Annotated in this window: 14 protein-coding genes; 9 read left to right on the top strand and 5 right to left on the bottom strand. The window is 64.9% G+C overall.

The window, feature by feature from the left end; translation table 11 throughout:
* The first annotated feature begins 5 nt into the window (after positions 1 to 5).
* Entirely contained in the window at positions 6 to 977 is a 972-nt protein-coding gene (locus tag GPA25_RS20245) for a DMT family transporter (RefSeq protein ID WP_169262216.1), read from the top strand.
* Between the two features lie 105 nt (positions 978 to 1,082).
* Positions 1,083 to 1,469: a DUF2784 domain-containing protein gene (locus GPA25_RS20240; protein ID WP_169262215.1), complete on the top strand. Its 387-nt coding sequence runs from the start codon at positions 1,083 to 1,085 to the stop codon at positions 1,467 to 1,469.
* 22 nt (positions 1,470 to 1,491) lie between these two features.
* Here the strand turns inward: GPA25_RS20240 and GPA25_RS20235 are convergent, their stop codons facing one another.
* Positions 1,492 to 1,665, bottom strand: coding sequence for a hypothetical protein (locus GPA25_RS20235; RefSeq protein ID WP_169262214.1), 174 nt, complete (start codon positions 1,663 to 1,665; stop codon positions 1,492 to 1,494).
* 114 nt (positions 1,666 to 1,779) lie between these two features.
* Between GPA25_RS20235 and gcvA the strand changes: the two genes are divergently transcribed.
* The 4 genes from gcvA (at position 1,780) to GPA25_RS20215 (ending at position 6,789) form a co-directional block, all read left to right on the top strand.
* On the top strand, positions 1,780 to 2,751 hold the full coding sequence (gene gcvA / locus GPA25_RS20230) for a transcriptional regulator GcvA (protein ID WP_169262213.1): 972 nt from the start codon (positions 1,780 to 1,782) through the stop codon (positions 2,749 to 2,751).
* 202 nt (positions 2,752 to 2,953) lie between these two features.
* Positions 2,954 to 5,050, top strand: coding sequence for a YgiQ family radical SAM protein (locus GPA25_RS20225; protein WP_246265937.1), 2,097 nt, complete (start codon positions 2,954 to 2,956; stop codon positions 5,048 to 5,050).
* 45 nt (positions 5,051 to 5,095) lie between these two features.
* Positions 5,096 to 5,659, top strand: a complete 564-nt coding sequence (gene ampD / locus GPA25_RS20220) for a 1,6-anhydro-N-acetylmuramyl-L-alanine amidase AmpD (RefSeq protein ID WP_169262211.1) — start codon at positions 5,096 to 5,098, stop codon at positions 5,657 to 5,659.
* 401 nt (positions 5,660 to 6,060) lie between these two features.
* Positions 6,061 to 6,789 carry a lytic transglycosylase domain-containing protein gene (locus GPA25_RS20215; RefSeq protein WP_169262210.1) on the top strand — a complete coding sequence of 243 codons (729 nt, stop codon included), beginning with the start codon at positions 6,061 to 6,063 and terminating at the stop codon, positions 6,787 to 6,789.
* Positions 6,790 to 6,808: 19 nt separating this feature from the next.
* On the opposite strand, the gene GPA25_RS20210 is transcribed toward GPA25_RS20215, so the two are convergent.
* Positions 6,809 to 7,969 carry a pyridoxal phosphate-dependent aminotransferase gene (locus GPA25_RS20210; protein ID WP_169262209.1) on the bottom strand — a complete coding sequence of 387 codons (1,161 nt, stop codon included), beginning with the start codon at positions 7,967 to 7,969 and terminating at the stop codon, positions 6,809 to 6,811.
* Between the two features lie 118 nt (positions 7,970 to 8,087).
* On the bottom strand, positions 8,088 to 9,935 hold the full coding sequence (locus GPA25_RS20205; RefSeq protein ID WP_169262208.1) for a phosphoenolpyruvate carboxykinase (GTP): 1,848 nt from the start codon (positions 9,933 to 9,935) through the stop codon (positions 8,088 to 8,090).
* A 317-nt stretch (positions 9,936 to 10,252) separates the two neighbouring features.
* Here GPA25_RS20205 and GPA25_RS20200 point away from each other — a divergent pair, with 317 nt between their 5' ends.
* From GPA25_RS20200 to GPA25_RS20190, 3 genes are all read left to right on the top strand, one after another.
* Positions 10,253 to 12,529 (top strand): NADP-dependent malic enzyme, encoded by a 2,277-nt coding sequence (locus GPA25_RS20200; protein ID WP_169262207.1) that lies wholly within the window; start codon positions 10,253 to 10,255, stop codon positions 12,527 to 12,529.
* A 97-nt stretch (positions 12,530 to 12,626) separates the two neighbouring features.
* Positions 12,627 to 13,757 (top strand): patatin-like phospholipase family protein, encoded by a 1,131-nt coding sequence (locus GPA25_RS20195; protein WP_169262229.1) that lies wholly within the window; start codon positions 12,627 to 12,629, stop codon positions 13,755 to 13,757.
* Between the two features lie 175 nt (positions 13,758 to 13,932).
* On the top strand, positions 13,933 to 14,988 hold the full coding sequence (locus tag GPA25_RS20190; protein ID WP_169262206.1) for a serine hydrolase: 1,056 nt from the start codon (positions 13,933 to 13,935) through the stop codon (positions 14,986 to 14,988).
* A gap of 39 nt (positions 14,989 to 15,027) precedes the next feature.
* Here GPA25_RS20190 and GPA25_RS20185 read toward each other — a convergent pair whose 3' ends face one another.
* Positions 15,028 to 15,759 carry an IclR family transcriptional regulator gene (locus GPA25_RS20185; RefSeq protein ID WP_211163251.1) on the bottom strand — a complete coding sequence of 244 codons (732 nt, stop codon included), beginning with the start codon at positions 15,757 to 15,759 and terminating at the stop codon, positions 15,028 to 15,030.
* A 319-nt stretch (positions 15,760 to 16,078) separates the two neighbouring features.
* A partial coding sequence (locus GPA25_RS23880; RefSeq protein ID WP_211163249.1) for a hypothetical protein occupies positions 16,079 to 16,551 on the bottom strand: 473 nt, incomplete at its 5' end.

The following is a 16,551-nucleotide window of genomic DNA, read 5'->3' as shown; positions in this document are numbered from 1 at the left end:
GATTCATGCTGGCAGGCTTGCTCGCCGCGCTTGGTGCGGGGCTGTTGTGGGGGCTCGTGTTCGTCGTGCCGCTGATGCTTGATGAGTATCCTGGCATCGTGCTGGCATTTGGCCGCTACATCGCCTTCGGCGTGCTTGCAATCGGGCTGGCGTGGATCGACCGCGCGGCGCTGGCGCGACTCACGCGCGCCGACTGGATCGAGGCGACGAAGCTCGCGCTGGTCGGCAACCTGATCTATTACACGACGCTCGCCAGCGCCATCCAGCTTGCCGGTGCGCCGGTGCCGACGCTGATGATCGGCACGCTGCCGGTGGTGATCGCGATCTGTGCGAATCTCATCGAAGGCCGCGCCGGCAATGCGGCCGACGTCGTGCCGTGGCGGCAACTGGCCCTGCCGCTGGTGGTGATCCTTGGCGGCCTGCTGGTGGTGCAGTTCGAGCCGTCCGCGAATGTGGCCGCGGCTTCCTCTGGCGAATCCGGAGGCGGCGTTCGCTATGCGCTGGGTCTGCTGCTGGGCGTGTGTGCCGTCGCATCCTGGACCTGGTACCCGATCCGCAACGCCCGCTGGCTGCGCGCGCGGGGAGCGGGGCTGTCACGCGTCTGGGCGACCGCGCAGGGGCTCGCGACCTTGCCGCTGGCCTTGCTCGCGGCGGTCGGCTTTGCCGCCTGGCAGGGACTCTTCGAAGCGCCCGGCACCGGCTTCCAGTGGCCGTTCGGGCCGCGGCCGCTGGCCTTCGTCGGCCTGATGCTGCTGGTCGGGCTGGCCGCGTCGTGGCTCGGCACGCTCTTGTGGAACCGCGCGAGCCATTTGTTGCCGCCGGCGCTGGCCGGTCAGCTGATCGTATTCGAGACGCTCGCGGCGCTGCTCTATGCCTTTCTCTGGTACGGCCGCTGGCCTGGCTTGGCGGAAGCGGCCGGAATCGTGCTGCTGGTGATCGGAGTGCTGCTGGGCGTCCGCGTGTTCCGTGCGAGTTAGTCGGTGCGGGGCATCGTGTAAAGCTGCCTGACGTCGCGTTCCGCCCGCTGCAACATTTTGAGGCCTCGCCGGTCAGCACCGTAGCAGACTGATTTGGGAGAGCGAATGTTCGCGCGCCTTGCCGCCGACCTTGTCGTACTGATCCACTTCGCGTTCATCGTGTTCGTGATCGCAGGCGGTTTGCTGGTGCTGCGCCACCCGCGCGTCGCATGGCTGCATCTGCCGGTGGTGGCCTGGGGGGCGGGGATAGAATTCGTTGGCGGGATCTGTCCGCTGACGCCGCTCGAGAACGCGTTGCGCCGTGCGGCCGGCGAGGCAGGCTACGCGGAAGGCTTCCTCGAGCACTATCTGCTGCCGCTGATCTATCCGGCGGCGCTGACTTATGAGGTGCAGATCGGGCTCGGACTCTTCGTGCTGCTCGTCAATGCGTTGATCTACGGCATCATCGTCCTGCGCCGGCGTCGGGATCTCCGGCGCGGCGCGGGCGACTGATGAAGGCTGGACGCGGCACTGCTCAGTGGTGAACCGGGTGATGCGAGTGCAGCAGGCCGAGCACCGCATGGTACGCACGGACGACGAGGTGCTTCGTATTGGTCCATCCGGCAGCGAGCAGTTCGCCGAGGGCTTCGTCGCGCAGCCGTTGGGCTTCGCGAATCCTGCCTTGGTAAAACGTATAGTCCTTGTCCATTTTGCGGCTCCTTGACGTTGGTCCCATCGTGTGGGCACGGCGCCAATCTAATCGCGGTATTGCGTCGCAACAAACGATCGTTCATCATGTGATGGCTTAGAAAAATTCATCCATATGTCGGCCCGACTCCCCCCACTGAATGCTTTGCGTGCCTTCGAAGTCGCGGCGCGCCATCTCAGCTTCAAACGTGCCGCCGAAGAGCTATCGGTCACGCCGACCGCGATCAGTCATCAGATCCGCGGCCTCGAACACGATCTGGGCGTGATGCTGTTCCGCCGCCTGACACGCGCGCTCGAGTTGACGCCGGAAGGCGCGGCGATGCTGCCGAAGCTGCGCGAGGCGATGGCCAACATCGCGGCCTCGGTCGAGGCGGTGCGTGCGCTGCGGCCAAGTTCGCGGCTGGTCGTGGTCGCGCCGCCGTCGTTCGCATCGCGCTGGCTGGTGCCGCGGCTACACGGATTCGCGCTTCTGCAACCACAGATCGAACTGCATCTGGCGAGCTCGATGAAGGCGATCGACGCCGCCGAACCCGGCAGTCATGGTCAGGAGGTGGCGGGCCAGCGCGCGGACGGTGAGGTCTGGGTCCGTTTCGGTTCCGGCCGTTATCCGGGCTATCACACCGACTGGCTGTTCGAGCCGGAATACACCGCCGTGTGCAGCCCGTCGCTGCTGCGCGCGAAGATTCCCTTGCGTCGGCCCGAGGACCTGAGACGCCACAACCTGATTCACGACGACACCGTTCCCGATGCGCGCGAACGCCAGACGTGGGCAGAGTGGTTGCAGGTGGCCGGGGTCAGCGGAGTGAACGCCGGGACGGGGCTGCACTTCAGCGACTCCGGCCTCGCAATTGCCGCGGCCCTGGACGGACTCGGCGTCGCCCTGCTGTCGAAACCGCTGGTCGCCGCCGAGATTGCCGCCGGGCGCCTCGTCGCACCCTTTGACATCAGCGTGCGGCGACGCTTCGCGTATTACATCGTGACGCACGGGGCGGTCGCCGCACAAGCGCCGGTCGCCGCGTTCCGCGCCTGGCTGCTCGACGAAGTGCACCGTGATGCGAGCCTTCACGCCGGTCCCCGACAGGCCTGAGCGGGCGAGCGATGGACGTCATTGCAGGCGTCATCGAGCGCGGACAGGTGGGGCCCGCCGCAGCGTTCGTCAAGTTGTAACGTCGGCGTTTTGCGCCGGCTCGGAGCGCAGCACTGGCGCTACAATCCGCCGCATCATGAGCGTACCCGAACCCATCTTCACGCGTGCCCGGCCGCCGGCCACGCCTGCCCCCTTCCTGCCGATGTCGCGCGCCGAGATGCGCGCGCTTGGGTGGAACACATGCGACGTCGTGCTGGTCACCGGTGATGCCTACCTCGACCATCCGAGCTTCGGCATGGCGCTCATCGGGCGACTGCTCGAAGCGCAGGGCTTCCGTGTCGGCATCATCAGCCAGCCCGACTGGAAGAGCGCCGAGCCCTTCCGCGCACTGGGCAAGCCGCGTCTGTTCTTCGGCATCACCGCGGGCAACATGGATTCGATGGTCAACCGCTACACCGCCGACCGCAAGATCCGCTCCGAGGACGCCTATACGCCGGGCGCCGCAGCGGACAAGCGGCCCGACCGCGCCGTGACGGTGTATGCGCAGCGCGCGCGCGAAGCCTTCCCCGACGCCAACATCGTCATCGGCAGCATCGAAGCCTCGCTGCGCCGCATCGCCCACTACGACTACTGGTCCGACAAGGTGCGCCGCTCGGTGCTGCCGGATTCAAAAGCCGATCTGCTGCTGTTCGGCAACGCCGAGCGTGCGTTGGTCGCACTTGCACACCGCCTCGCTGACGGCGAGCCGATCGAAGCGATCCGCGACCTGCGCGGCACCGCGTTCATGGTGAAGCCGGGCTGGCTGCCCGATGCCGACTGGAGCGAACAGGATTCGCTCGCGCTCGATCGTCCCGGGCATATCGAGCCGCATCCGGACCCGTACGCGATGGAGCCTGAAAAGGCGGCTGCGCCCGTGGCGGCAGAAGGCGCCCAGCCGGTGCGCATCGTGCCCGCCGCCGAGCGCGTCGCTGCGCGGCGCGCGCAACGCGGCAAGACCGTCGTGCGGCTCCCTTCTTATGAAGCGGTCAGCGCCGATCCGGTGATGTACGCGCACGCCTCGCGCGTGTTCCACCTCGAATCCAACCCCGGCAACGCACGCGCGCTGGTGCAGGCCCATGGCGAAGGGGCGGGCCGGCGCGACGTGTGGCTGAACCCGCCGCCGGTCCCGCTGACCACCCCGGAGATGGATTTCGTCTTCGGTCTGCCGTATGCGCGCCAGCCGCATCCTTCCTACGGTGACGCGCGTATCCCGGCCTGGGACATGATCAAGTTTTCGATCAACATCATGCGCGGCTGCTTCGGCGGCTGCACTTTCTGCTCGATCACCGAGCACGAGGGGCGCATCATCCAGAGCCGCTCGGAAGCGTCGATCCTGCACGAGATCGAGGAGATCCGCGACAAGACGCCGGGCTTCAAGGGCCACATCACCGACCTCGGCGGCCCGACCGCGAACATGTACCGCATGGCGTGCAAGGATCCGAAGATCGAGTCCTCGTGCCGTCGCCTGTCCTGCGTTTACCCGGGCATCTGCGAGAACCTCGCCACCGACCACGCGCCGCTGATCTCGCTGTATCGCAAGGCGCGCGCGCTTCCGGGCGTCAAGCGGGTGACGATCGGCTCGGGGCTGCGTTACGACCTCGCGGTACGCTCGCCGGAATACGTCAAGGAACTGGTCACTCACCACGTCAGCGGCCTGCTGAAGATCGCGCCGGAGCATACCGAAGAGGGGCCGCTGTCGAAGATGATGAAGCCCGGTATCGGCACTTACGAAAAATTCGCCGAAATGTTTGAGAAGTACTCGCAACAGGCGGGCAAGAAGCAGCATCTCGTGCCGTACTTCATCGCAGCGCACCCCGGCACCACCGACGAGGACATGCTGAACCTTGCTCTGTGGCTGAAGAAAAACGGTTTCAAGCCCGACCAGGTGCAGACCTTCATGCCGACGCCGATGGCGATGGCAACGACGATGTACCACAGCCGCAGGAACCCGCTGCGCAAGGTGTCGGCGGAATCCGAAGTGGTCGAAACCGCACGCTCCGGCAAGCTGCGCAAGCTGCACAAGGCGCTGCTGCGCTGGCACGACCCCGAGAACTGGCCGCTGATCCGAGAGGCGCTGCAGCAGATGGGTCGCGCCGACCTGATCGGCAACGGTCCGAATTGCCTGGTGCCACGCCACCAGCCGGGGGTGCCGCTGTCAGCAAGCCCCCGCCGTCCGCTGTCCGCAGTGAAACCGGCGCATGGCGGCGCACGGCCGCCTTCCAAAGCAAAGCCCGTGCGGGCCGCGAAGCGGCACGCCTGACGGCGAGCTGTTCGCTCGGCAATCCGTATGTTTGAGGAAATCCGCATGCTTCGTCTGCGCGACGGCTGGCTGTCTGGCGCGATGCGATGTGCGTCGCCGAATTTCGATGCGCGCCCGGACGGGACCGGCGTGAATCTGATTGTCGTGCACGCGATCAGTCTGCCGCCGGACGAGTTTGGTGGCACCGGCGTGGAGGCCTTGTTTACCAACACCCTCGACCCCTGCGCGCATCCCTACTACGCGACGATTTGCGATCTGCGCGTATCGGCGCATTTCTTTATCCGGCGCGACGGCGCACTGTTGCAGTTCGTGTCGACCGATGCGCGCGCGTGGCACGCTGGCACGTCGAACTGGCGTGGGCGCGAGCGCTGCAACGACTTTTCCATCGGCATCGAGCTCGAAGGCTGCGACACCCGGGCATTCGAGCTGGTGCAGTACGAGCGCCTCGCGGCGCTGCTGTGCGTGTTGTGTGCTCACTACCCGATCGAGGCAGTGGTGGGGCATTCGGACATCGCCCCGGGTCGCAAGACCGACCCCGGGCCGTGTTTCGACTGGGCGTATTTGCGGGGCGTGCCCGGCCTGCCAAAAGTCCTTTGCGGACCTGTTTGACGGCCGTTTCGGGGGCCTGAAACACGTTTTGTGACAATTTCCTGTCTCCCGGGAAACTCACGCCTTGTGCAAGATTGCGTCGTCCGGTGGGGCTCCTGCCCCGGTTTTCGACAGGCACGGGATTGACGATTCTCAAGTAAATCAATACAGTAAAGGCGTTGGTGCAGTGCAGCAATGCTTTTGTGCAAATTGGATGCGGGGCGGCACCGTGAGTCAGAATCGACTACGGGGCCGCAAGGTGGCGCAGTTAATGCGGTGCCGATCCCGCTGGGTACGCCTTCTGGTTGCGATGGCGGACCTGAACAACCACTGAAGACGGGTTCTTCGACCACCGGGCAGTTGGCCGGTCAGGCGGCGCTTGCGTCGCGGGCGATGGGTCCAAGTCACAGCAGGGAGGTACCATGAGTCACGCAACTCATTCTGGCCGTTTGCTCAACGACGCGGCCGCGTTTTTCGTTCATTTCGTCCATGGCGGTTTGTCACTGGCCGGTCTCGTCATACTGGCCTGCGTCGGCGCCGCGTATCTGCAGAACGATCCCGTGAGCTACGCTGACGTCGGGGTCATCGAATCCCGGTCGCCGGCACCCGTGATTCAGGTCGCCGAGGTGGCCGAGCCCGAGCCCCCGCGCGCGCATCGGGTGCAGACTTCGATGACCTTGTCGGCAGAAATGCAGCGCGTGCGGGATTTCGTCGCCGGTCGCTACAAGCTGTCGACACGCTCCCTCGAGCCGCTGCTGGCAGCCGCCGAAACCAGCGGGCGCAAGCTCGGCATCGATCCGCTGCTGATCGTTGCGGTGATGGCGATCGAATCGAGCTTCAATCCGTTCGCCGAGAGCAACATGGGCGCGCAGGGCCTGATGCAGGTAATTCCGCGCTTCCACCTGGACAAGATCGGCCACGGCGCCCACGAGGACGCGCTCTTCGATCCGATGCTCAACATCCGGGTCGGCACGCAGGTGCTGGTCGAAGGCTTGCAGCGCTTCGGCAGCCTTCAGGCGGCGCTGCAGTACTACGGTGGTGCGCTGCGCGATCCGAATGCGAGCTACGCCAACAAGGTGCTCGCGATGAAAAAGCGCCTGATGGCGGCTGCGGGCCGCGGCACCGGTACTGCGGCCGTGACCGGCGTCTGAGTCTTCCGCGCGGTCGAACTCAGGCCCGCAGGCGGGCGAGGCGTTCGACCGCTTCCAGCAGGCGTTCCTGGCGGTTCGTGTAGGCGATGCGCAGGTGGCGGCGTGGCTGGTTGTCGCCGAAGTCGAGTCCCGGCGTGGCTGCGACGCCGACTTCCTCGATCAGGCGCTGCGCGAACTGCTCGCTGTCGGCGGCCAGTTGCGAAATATCCGCGTAGATGTAGAACGCTCCCTGCGGTTCCGCGGCGACGATGAAACCCTGCTGGCGCAAGGCCGGCAACAGGGTGTCGCGGCGCGTGGCGAATTCGTTGCGGCGCGCTTCCAGAATGTCGATCGTCGAAGGCGCGAACGCGGCGAGCGCGGCATGCTGTGCCGGGGTCGATGGGGAAATGAAGAAATGCTGCGCGAGCTTCTCGATCTCGCGCACATAGGCGCTCGGCGCCACCAGCCAGCCCAGGCGCCAGCCCGTCATGCCGAAATACTTCGAGAAGCTGTTCACCACGAAGACGTCGTCCATCGAGCGCAGCACGGTGCTCGAATCGACGCCATAGGTGAGCCCCTGATAGATCTCATCGACGATCAGCGTGCCGCCGCGTGCCAGCACCGCGGCGCGCAGCGCTGCGAGTTCCGCCGCGTCGAGCAGTGTGCCGGTCGGGTTCGACGGGGTGGCAACGATCAACCCGCGCGTGCGCGGTGTCCAAGCGCCGCCGACCTGCGCCGGTGTGGGCTGAAAGCGCGTGTCGGCATTCACCGGCAGCGCGCGTGCCACGCCTTCGAAGCTGCGCACGATATGGCGGTTCGACGGGTAGCCCGGATCGGGTAGCAGCCATTCGTCGCCCGGGTCGGTGGTCGCCGCGAGCGCCAGCATCAGTGCTCCCGATGCCCCCGGCGTGACGATGATGCGCTCGGGCGCCACGTCTGCACCGAACCGATCGTGGTAGAAGCGCGCAATCGCCTCGCGCAACTGCGGCAGGCCCAGCGCAGCGGTGTAATGGACGTCGCCGCTCGTCAGGAAACGCGTCGCGGCGTCGATCATCGGCTGCGGGGTGGGGAAGTCCGGTTCGCCGACTTCCATGTGGATGATGTCGCGCCCCTGCGCTTCGAGTTCGCGCGCGCGCCGCAGCAGTTCCATCACATGGAAGGGCTGGATGTCGGCCGTGCGGCGGGCAAGATGCGGAGTCATGGTTTTCCTTGTGCGGATGCGATGCGAACGGTTGCAGCAGGAATTGTAGGTGGTGAAAAAGCAAAAGCGCCGACCGGCGGCGCTTTTGCAGTCATGGCCGGCCGGTGGCCGACAGTCGTCAGACCGACAGGGTCAGCTCGAACAGCTCGCGCTTGAGTACGAGTTCGCGCGGCAGGCGATCCTGCAACTTGTCGAACCACTCCTTGTGCAGCTCAAGCTCCTTCTTCCACGCATCGGCATCGACCGCGGTCAGCGCGTCGAACTGCTCCTTCGTGACGTCGTTGCCGGTCCAGTCGATGTCCTCGAACTTGGGCATCCAGCCGAGCGCGGATTCCTTGCCGCCGACACGACCACGCACGCGATCGACGATCCACTTCAGCACGCGCATGTTCTCGCCGAAGCCCGGCCACATGAACTCGCCCTTCTCGTTCAGGCGGAACCAGTTCACGCAGAAAATCCGCGGGGTGTCTTCGACCACGTGCCCCATCTTCAGCCAGTGGTTGAAATAGTCGCCCATGTGGTAACCGCAGAACGGCAGCATCGCGAACGGGTCGCGGCGCACAACGCCCTGGGCGCCGAAGGCCGCAGCGGTGGTTTCCGAGCCGAGCGTGGCGGCCATGTAGACGCCGAAGTTCCAGTTGAACGCTTCGTACACCAGCGGCACGGTGGTGGCGCGACGGCCGCCGAAGATGAAGGCCGAGATCGGCACGCCGGCGGGATCTTCCCAGTTCGGGTCGATCGACGGGCACTGCGCGGCCGGCGCCGTGAAGCGCGAATTCGGATGCGCTGCCTTGCGGCCGGTTTCCTTGGCGAGTTCCGGCGTCCAGTCCTTGCCCTGCCAGTCGATCAGGTGCGCGGGGGCTTCCTTGCTCATGCCTTCCCACCACACGTCGCCATCGTCGGTCAGCGCGACGTTGGTGAAGATGATGTTTTCCTTGAGCGTCGCCATCGCGTTGAAGTTGGTCTTTTCCGATGTGCCCGGGGCGACGCCGAAGAAGCCCGCTTCCGGGTTGATGGCGTAGAACTTGCCGTCCTTGCCCGGCTTGATCCACGCGATGTCGTCACCGATCGTCGTGATCTTCCAGCCGTTGAAGCTCTTCGGCGGGATCAGCATGGCGAAGTTGGTCTTGCCGCAGGCCGACGGGAAGGCGGCCGCGACATAGGTCTTCTCGCCTTCGGGCGATTCGACGCCGAGGATCAGCATGTGTTCGGCGAGCCAGCCTTCGTCGCGCGCCATCGTCGAGGCGATGCGCAGCGCGAAGCACTTCTTGCCCAGCAGCGCGTTGCCACCGTAGCCCGAGCCGTAGGACCAGATCTCGCGCGTTTCGGGGTAATGGACGATGTACTTGGTGTCCGGGTTGCAGGGCCAGCGGGAGTCCTTCTCGCCTTGGCCGAGCGGGGCGCCGACTGTATGCACGCAGGGTACGAACGGGCTGTCGGCGCCGAGCACGTCAATCACCGCGCGACCCATGCGCGTCATCGTGCGCATGTTGGTGACGACATACGGGCTGTCGGAGATCTCGACGCCGATGTGGGCGATCGGCGAGCCGAGCGGGCCCATCGAGAACGGGATCACGTACAGCGTGCGACCGCGCATGCAGCCCGCGAACAGCTCGTTCAGGGTCTTGCGCATCTTGGCCGGGTCTTCCCAGTTGTTCGTGGGGCCGGCGTCGTCCTTGTTCTGCGAGCAGATGTAGGTGCGATCTTCGACGCGCGCGACGTCCGACGGATCGGACCACGCGAGGTAGGAGTTCTTGCGCTTTTCCGGATTCAGCTTGATCAGCATCCCCGCCTGGACCATCTCGGCGCACAGGCGGTCGTATTCCTCGACCGAGCCGTCGCACCAGACGACACGCTCAGGCTCGGTCAGTGCGGCGATTTCCGCGACCCACTTCTTGAGGCCTTCGTGGCGGACGTATGCGGGTGCGCTGGCCATCACGGCCTCTGCGGAACAGCGTTGATTCATGGTGACAAACTCTCCAGATTGCACTTGCGAAACCGGTCCCGTCGGTAGAGCTTGCAGCCTTGTTTCCGGCGGGTTCGAAGGCGGGTCTTTGGACCTTCTTGGATGGGCGTCTTGCGGAAACTACTAGGGTAAACCGCAGTCGGCGAAAGCCTAATATTATGCCACGGCTGGGTGCCTGACGGAAAAGGGGTTCTTCGCGAGGGCGAATTGCTGTCCATTCCGGGACTGTTTCGATGCGCAAATCCGGAGCATCATTACGCACTCGGGAGAGGGCCGGCGCCAGCCGTCGGTTTGATTACAACAATACGGGACATCACATGGACGAACACATCCGCGCTGCGGCGCTCGAATATCACCGCAATCCCCGTCCGGGCAAGATCTCGGTCACTCCTACCAAGGTTCTCAGCAACCAACGCGACTTGTCGCTGGCCTATTCGCCGGGCGTCGCCGCGGCCTGCGACGCCATCGTCGAAGATCCCGCCGAAGCCGCGACGCTGACCGCGCGCAGCAACCTGATCGGCGTCGTTACCAACGGCACTGCGGTCCTCGGTCTGGGTAACATCGGCCCGCTGGCCGCGAAGCCGGTAATGGAAGGCAAGGGCGTGCTGTTCAAGAAGTTCGCCGGCATCGACGTGTTCGATCTGGAGATTGCCGAGAACGATCCGGACAAGCTCATCGACATGATCGCGGCGCTCGAGCCGACCTTCGGCGGCATCAACCTCGAAGACATCAAGGCGCCGGAATGCTTCTACATCGAATCGCGGCTGCGCGAGCGGATGAAGATACCGGTGTTTCATGACGACCAGCACGGCACCGCGATCGTCGTCGGCGCCGCGCTGCTCAATGGCCTGCATCTGCTGGGCAAGGACCTGAAGCAGGTCAAGCTGGTGACCTCCGGTGCCGGCGCGGCGGCGCTGGCATGCCTGGGACTCCTCGAAAAGCTCGGCATCCCGGTCGAAAACATCTGGGTCACCGACCTCGAAGGCGTCGTCTACGAGGGGCGTACCACGCTGATGGATCCGATCAAGGCGCGCTACGCCAAACGCACCGACGCGCGCAAGCTCACTGAGGTGATCGAGGGGGCGGACGTGTTTCTCGGCCTGTCGGCGGGCGGCGTACTCAAGCCCGAGATGGTGGCGAAGATGGCGGCGAATCCGATGATCCTCGCGCTCGCCAACCCGACCCCGGAAATCCTGCCGGAACTGGTCAAGGAGGTGCGTAGCGATGCGATCATCGCCACAGGCCGGTCGGACTATCCGAACCAGGTCAACAACGTGCTGTGCTTCCCGTTCATCTTCCGTGGCGCGCTCGACGTCGGCGCCACGACGATCACCGACGAAATGCAGCTTGCGGCCGTGAAGGCCATTGCCGAACTGGCGCGTGCCGAGCAGAGCGACATCGTCGCCGCCGCGTACGGTGAAAAGGTGTCCGGCTTTGGTCCCGAGTACATCATCCCACGCCCCTTCGACCCGCGCCTGATCGTGAAGATTGCCCCGGCGGTGGCCGAAGCGGGCATGGCCTCGGGCGTGGCCACCCGTCCGATCACCGACTGGGATGCGTACCGCAGCCAGCTCAACAACTTCGTGTGGCACTCCGGCCTCATCATGAAGCCGGTGTTCTCCGCCGCGCGCGGCACCGCCCAGCGCATCATCTTCGCCGAGGGCGAATCCGAGCGCGTGCTGCGCGCGGTGCAGACTGTCGTCGACGAAGGTCTCGCCCGTCCGATCCTGATTGGCCGGCCAGAAGTCATCACCAGCAACGTCGAGCGTTTCGGTCTGCGTATCCGTCCCGAACAGGACTTCGAACTGGTTAATCCCGACTCCGATCCGCGCTTCAAGGAGTTGTGGACCCACTACCACAGCCTGATGGAGCGTCACGGCGTTTCGGTCGAGTATGCGAAAAAGGAAGTGCGCCGCCGCACGACACTGATCGGTGCACTGCTGCTCAAGCATGGCTATGGCGACGGCCTGATCTGCGGCACCTACGGCATGCACCGCCTGCACCTGGATTTCATCGAGACGGTGATCGGCCGGCGCCCCGGCGTGCAGCACTGCTACACGCTGAACGTGGTGAACCTGCCGGAGCGCACGCTGTTCCTCGCCGACACCTACGTGAACTACGATCCCTCACCGGAACAGATCGTCGAGATGACGCTGCTGGCGGCCGAGGAAATGTCGCGCTTCGGTCTGAATCCGCGGGTCGCCTTGTTGTCGCACTCGTCCTTCGGCAGCGCCGAGTCGCCGACTTCGGAAAAGATGCGCACGGCGCTGCGCATGCTGCACGAAAGGCATCCGGAGCTTGAGGTCGAGGGTGAGATGCATGGTGACGCGGCGCTGGATGCGGAGTTGCGCCTGCGCATCTTCCCCAATGCGCGCATGCGCGAAGCTGCCAACCTGCTGATCTTCCCCACGCTCGATGCGGCGAACATCGCGTTCAACCTGCTCAAGACAGCGGCAGGCGAAGGCATGACGGTGGGGCCGATCCTGCTCGGCGCGGCGCGACCAGTGCATATCCTGACGCCGTCGGCGACCGTGCGCCGGATCGTCAACATGACCGCGCTGACGGCTGTCGAGGCGGCCCAGGCTACGGTCTGACGCGACGCGCAGGCATGTTGCGCGCCGCCGGCCCTTTCGGGGAGCGGCGGCGCGTGGCATGATTTTCCGCGGATGTCCGCAATCGACCGGGGGCTTCATGGGGGACGGCAAGGCAGCGTTGGTGCTGACCGGAGGTGGCGCACGCGCGGCTTACCAGATCGGCGTGCTGTCGGCGATCCGTGAGATTCGCGGCCGGCGGCCGGGCAACCCATTTCCGATCCTGTGCGGTACGTCCGCCGGCGGCATCAACGCCACGGCGCTGGCCGTGTATTCCGCCGATTTCAACATGGCGGTGCGCAAACTGGCGCGCATCTGGCGCCAGTTTCACGTCGCACAGGTGTACCGCGCGGATGCCTTGGCCCTGTTGGCCACCGGTGCGCGCTGGGGTTCGGCCCTCACCTTCGGCTGGGCCGTGCGCCAGACGCCGCACTCGCTGCTCGACAACTCGCCGCTGCGGCAATTGCTCGACGAAGTGCTGGATTTTTCCGCCATCCAGCGCGCGATCGATGCGGGCAATCTGCACGCGCTGAGCGTGGCCGCGTCCGGTTATTCGTCAGGCGAAAGCCTCACCTTCTTCGAGGCGGCGCCGGAGGTCGAAGCCTGGCGCCGCACGCAGCGGCTGGGCGTACGCACCGCGATCGGGGTCGAACACCTGCTTGCGACGAGCGCGATCCCGTTCGTGTTTCCCGCGATCCGCATCAACCGCGAGTGGTTCGGCGACGGTTCGATGCGCCAGCTCGCGCCGGTCAGCCCTGCCATCCACCTCGGCGCCGAACGCATCCTGGTTGTCGGATCGGGGCGTCTGGCTGAGGAAGGGCGGCAGCGCACCGAAGGCTATCCTTCGCTGGCGCAGATTGCGGGGCACGCCTTGTCGAGCATTTTTCTCGATGGCCTGGCGGTGGATCTCGAACGCCTGCAACGCATCAACATCACGGTCGGGGCGATGAGCGCCGAGCAGCGCGAGGCGGCGGGCATCCACCTGCGTCCGATCGAAATCCTGGTGATTTCGCCGTCGCAGCGGCTCGACGCGATCGCCGGTCGCCACCGCGAAAGCCTGCCACTGGCGCTGCGCACGGTGTTGCGCGGCATCGGCGCAATGCGGCGTGACGGCTCGACGCTGCTGTCCTACCTGCTGTTCGAACCACCGTTTGTCCATGCGCTGATGGAGCTCGGTTTCAATGATGCGATGGCGCGCCGTGACGAGGTTGCCGCATTCCTGCGAGTTTGAGGTTTATTATTCGCCTGTGAGCGTCATCCCGAGTAAGGGTCCGTGCGTTGGTGTGACACGATGTAAAAATTTTTTTGAATTTACTTCAAAAAAACTTGATATCTGCCTAATTTAATTAAGAATGAAAGTGTCAGCGCAAGCCCCGCTTGCGTGCTTATTTTTCCCGGGTCTACCCATGAAATTCCGTACCCTCGCGATCGCCATGCTGAGTCTTGCCTTGGTGCAGACTGGCTGGAGTGCCCCTGCGTCTGCCGCTAATGCTCAGACATCCTCCAAGGTTTCCACGTCTGCGGGCAAGGGTACCCGGCAGGCCAAGGCCCCGGCGAAAAAGACCGTCAAGAAGCGCGTCGGCCGTAAGTATGCGGCGCGTGCCGAAACTCGCAAAGTTTCGCTTCGCCGCACGCCGGCGCCATTGATCGGTGCCGAAGAAGCGCCGCTGCAACTGGACGCCTTGGGCATGCCGCACCTGCGTTCTGCCGCTTTTGTCGTAGCCAACCAGACCACCGGGCATGTAATTCTCGAAAGGAAAAGTGAATCCATTCTGCCGATCGCGTCGATCACGAAGCTGATGACGGCGATGGTGGTGCTCGATGGTGGGCAGAGTCTGTCGGAAGAGATCGTCATTTCCGAAGACGATATCGACATGCTCAAGGGAACCGGTTCGCGCTTGGGCCTGGGTACGCGACTGACGCGCGAAGAAATGCTGCATCTGGCGCTGATGTCGTCGGAAAACCGCGCCGCGTCGGCGTTGGCGCGCCATTATCCGGGTGGTTTGCCGGCCTTCGTGACGGCGATGAACATCAAGGCACGCATGATCGGCCTGAGTGACACCCGTTTTAGCGACAGTACCGGGCTGACGCCGGAGAATGTTTCCAGTCCGCGCGACCTGGTGCGCATGGTGTCGGCGGCTGCGACGTATCCCTTGATCCGGGAGTTTTCCACCACCTCCGAACGCTATGTACAGATCGGCTCGCGGATGCGCCGCTTCGGCAACACCAATTCACTGGTGCGCAGTCCCGGGTGGGAGATCGGCCTGTCGAAGACCGGTTACATCCGCGAAGCCGGACGTTGCCTGGTAATGCAGGCCTGGCTGCTCAAGCAACCGGTCATCATCGTGCTGATGGATTCGGACGGGCGTTATTCGCGTACCGCCGATGCGGTGCGGGTCAAGAAGTGGATCGAGGCGGCAGGGGCGCAGCGTCTTGCGGCGCTGGCCGCACGCGAGGGCTGAGAGGCAAGCCCAGCCCTTCCTTGCTCTGGCGTGGTGCCCTCAGCGGGCACCGGGCTTGATGTAGCCCAAGGCGCGTGAGATTTCGTCGGCGGCTTCGCGCACCAGTGGCGCGCGGTCGGGGTTGAAGCGTTCCGACGGCGTCGAGACCGACAGACCCGCGATCAGCTCGCCGCTATCGTCGCGTACCCCCGCAGCAATGCAGCGCACGCCGTTTTCCACTTCATCAAGGTCGAAGGCCACGCCGTGGCGGCGGACCTTGTCGAGTTCCTTTTCCAGCGAACCGATCTCGGTGATCGATGCCGGCGTCGAGCCGGGCAGGCCGGTACGGCGGGCGTAGTCGCGGACCCGTTCAAGACCGTCCTCGACGAGGAACAGTTTGCCGGTGGCGGTGGTGTGCAGCGGCGCGCGGGCGCCGACGATGTGCACTACGCGTACGGCAGAACGACCACTGGATGTGCGGTCGACATAGACGATTTCGTCGCCGTCGCGGATACCGAGGTTCACGCTCTCGCCAGTGGCAGCGTGCAGTTTGAGCATCGCCGGCATTGCTGTTTCGCGCAGCGAGATGCGCGACTTCACCAGACTGCCGAGTTCCAGCAGGCGAATGCCGAGACGGTAGGTGCCGCCGTCGCCACGTTCGACGAAGCCGCTCTGCGCCATGGCGCCGAGAATGCGGTGTGCGGTCGAGGGGTGCAGACCGGTTTCCTGGGCAATCTGCTTGAGGGGTGCAGGGTCCGGGTGATGAGCAAGTACGTCGAGCAGCTTCATCATGCGCTCGACGACCTGGATCGGGTTTTTTGTTTCGGTGGGGGTATTGGTGCTCACGCGGTCACTGCGGGTTTTCCGTAACCCGTTAAGTGTAACCGGCCGGCTCTAATTTCGCCTAGTGAAATGCTGCGGCGCGTTCTGCAATGCATTCTGGGCGCGTCGCTGGAAAGCCCCTGGGGCTCCCGATATACTTGACCGGCTTGCTCCCGACGATGCCGCACTTCGTTACCTACGGTCGAGGCCGTTGCCGATCACGGCGCCGGGATCGTTCATGAGCCGCCCGTTGGCGGAAACTCGCGGGCTGGCGCCAGCAATGTCCGGATCACACTGTCCGGTTTTGTCTCCACGGTCCCCTTCGTCTGGACCTTCCCGCGCGGCGGGACTTTTCTTCGTACATACAGGTTGCAATGAAACGCTCAAAGAATGCCGGCAATCCCGGTGAAGTCGCCGCTGGCGCGCCCGAGTCCGACAAGGCGGGCGCTACACCGCCTGCGCCGGAGCCGCGCAAGACCTTGGGTGTGAAGTCCTCGGACAGCAGCTCCGACGGGGTGGAGTCGCCCGACACTGCTCGCAAGCCAGGTGTGCGTTCGCGGTTTCTGCCGGGTTTTGCCAAGACCCGCGCGCTGGAGCGCTCGGCCGATACGCCGGCGGGACGGCCGGGCGAGCAGCGTGCGCCGAGGTCGAAGCCCTCGGAGGGAGCGAAGTCCACGGACAGATCCAAGCCGTCGGACAGATCCAAGTCGTCGGACAGAACCAAGTCGTCGGACAGAACCAAGTCGTCGGATAGGTCGAAGC

Origin of the sequence: Aromatoleum diolicum (assembly GCF_012910955.1) — a bacterium.
Classification (GTDB): domain Bacteria; phylum Pseudomonadota; class Gammaproteobacteria; order Burkholderiales; family Rhodocyclaceae; genus Aromatoleum; species Aromatoleum diolicum.
This window is presented reverse-complemented; position numbering and strand designations above follow the sequence as displayed.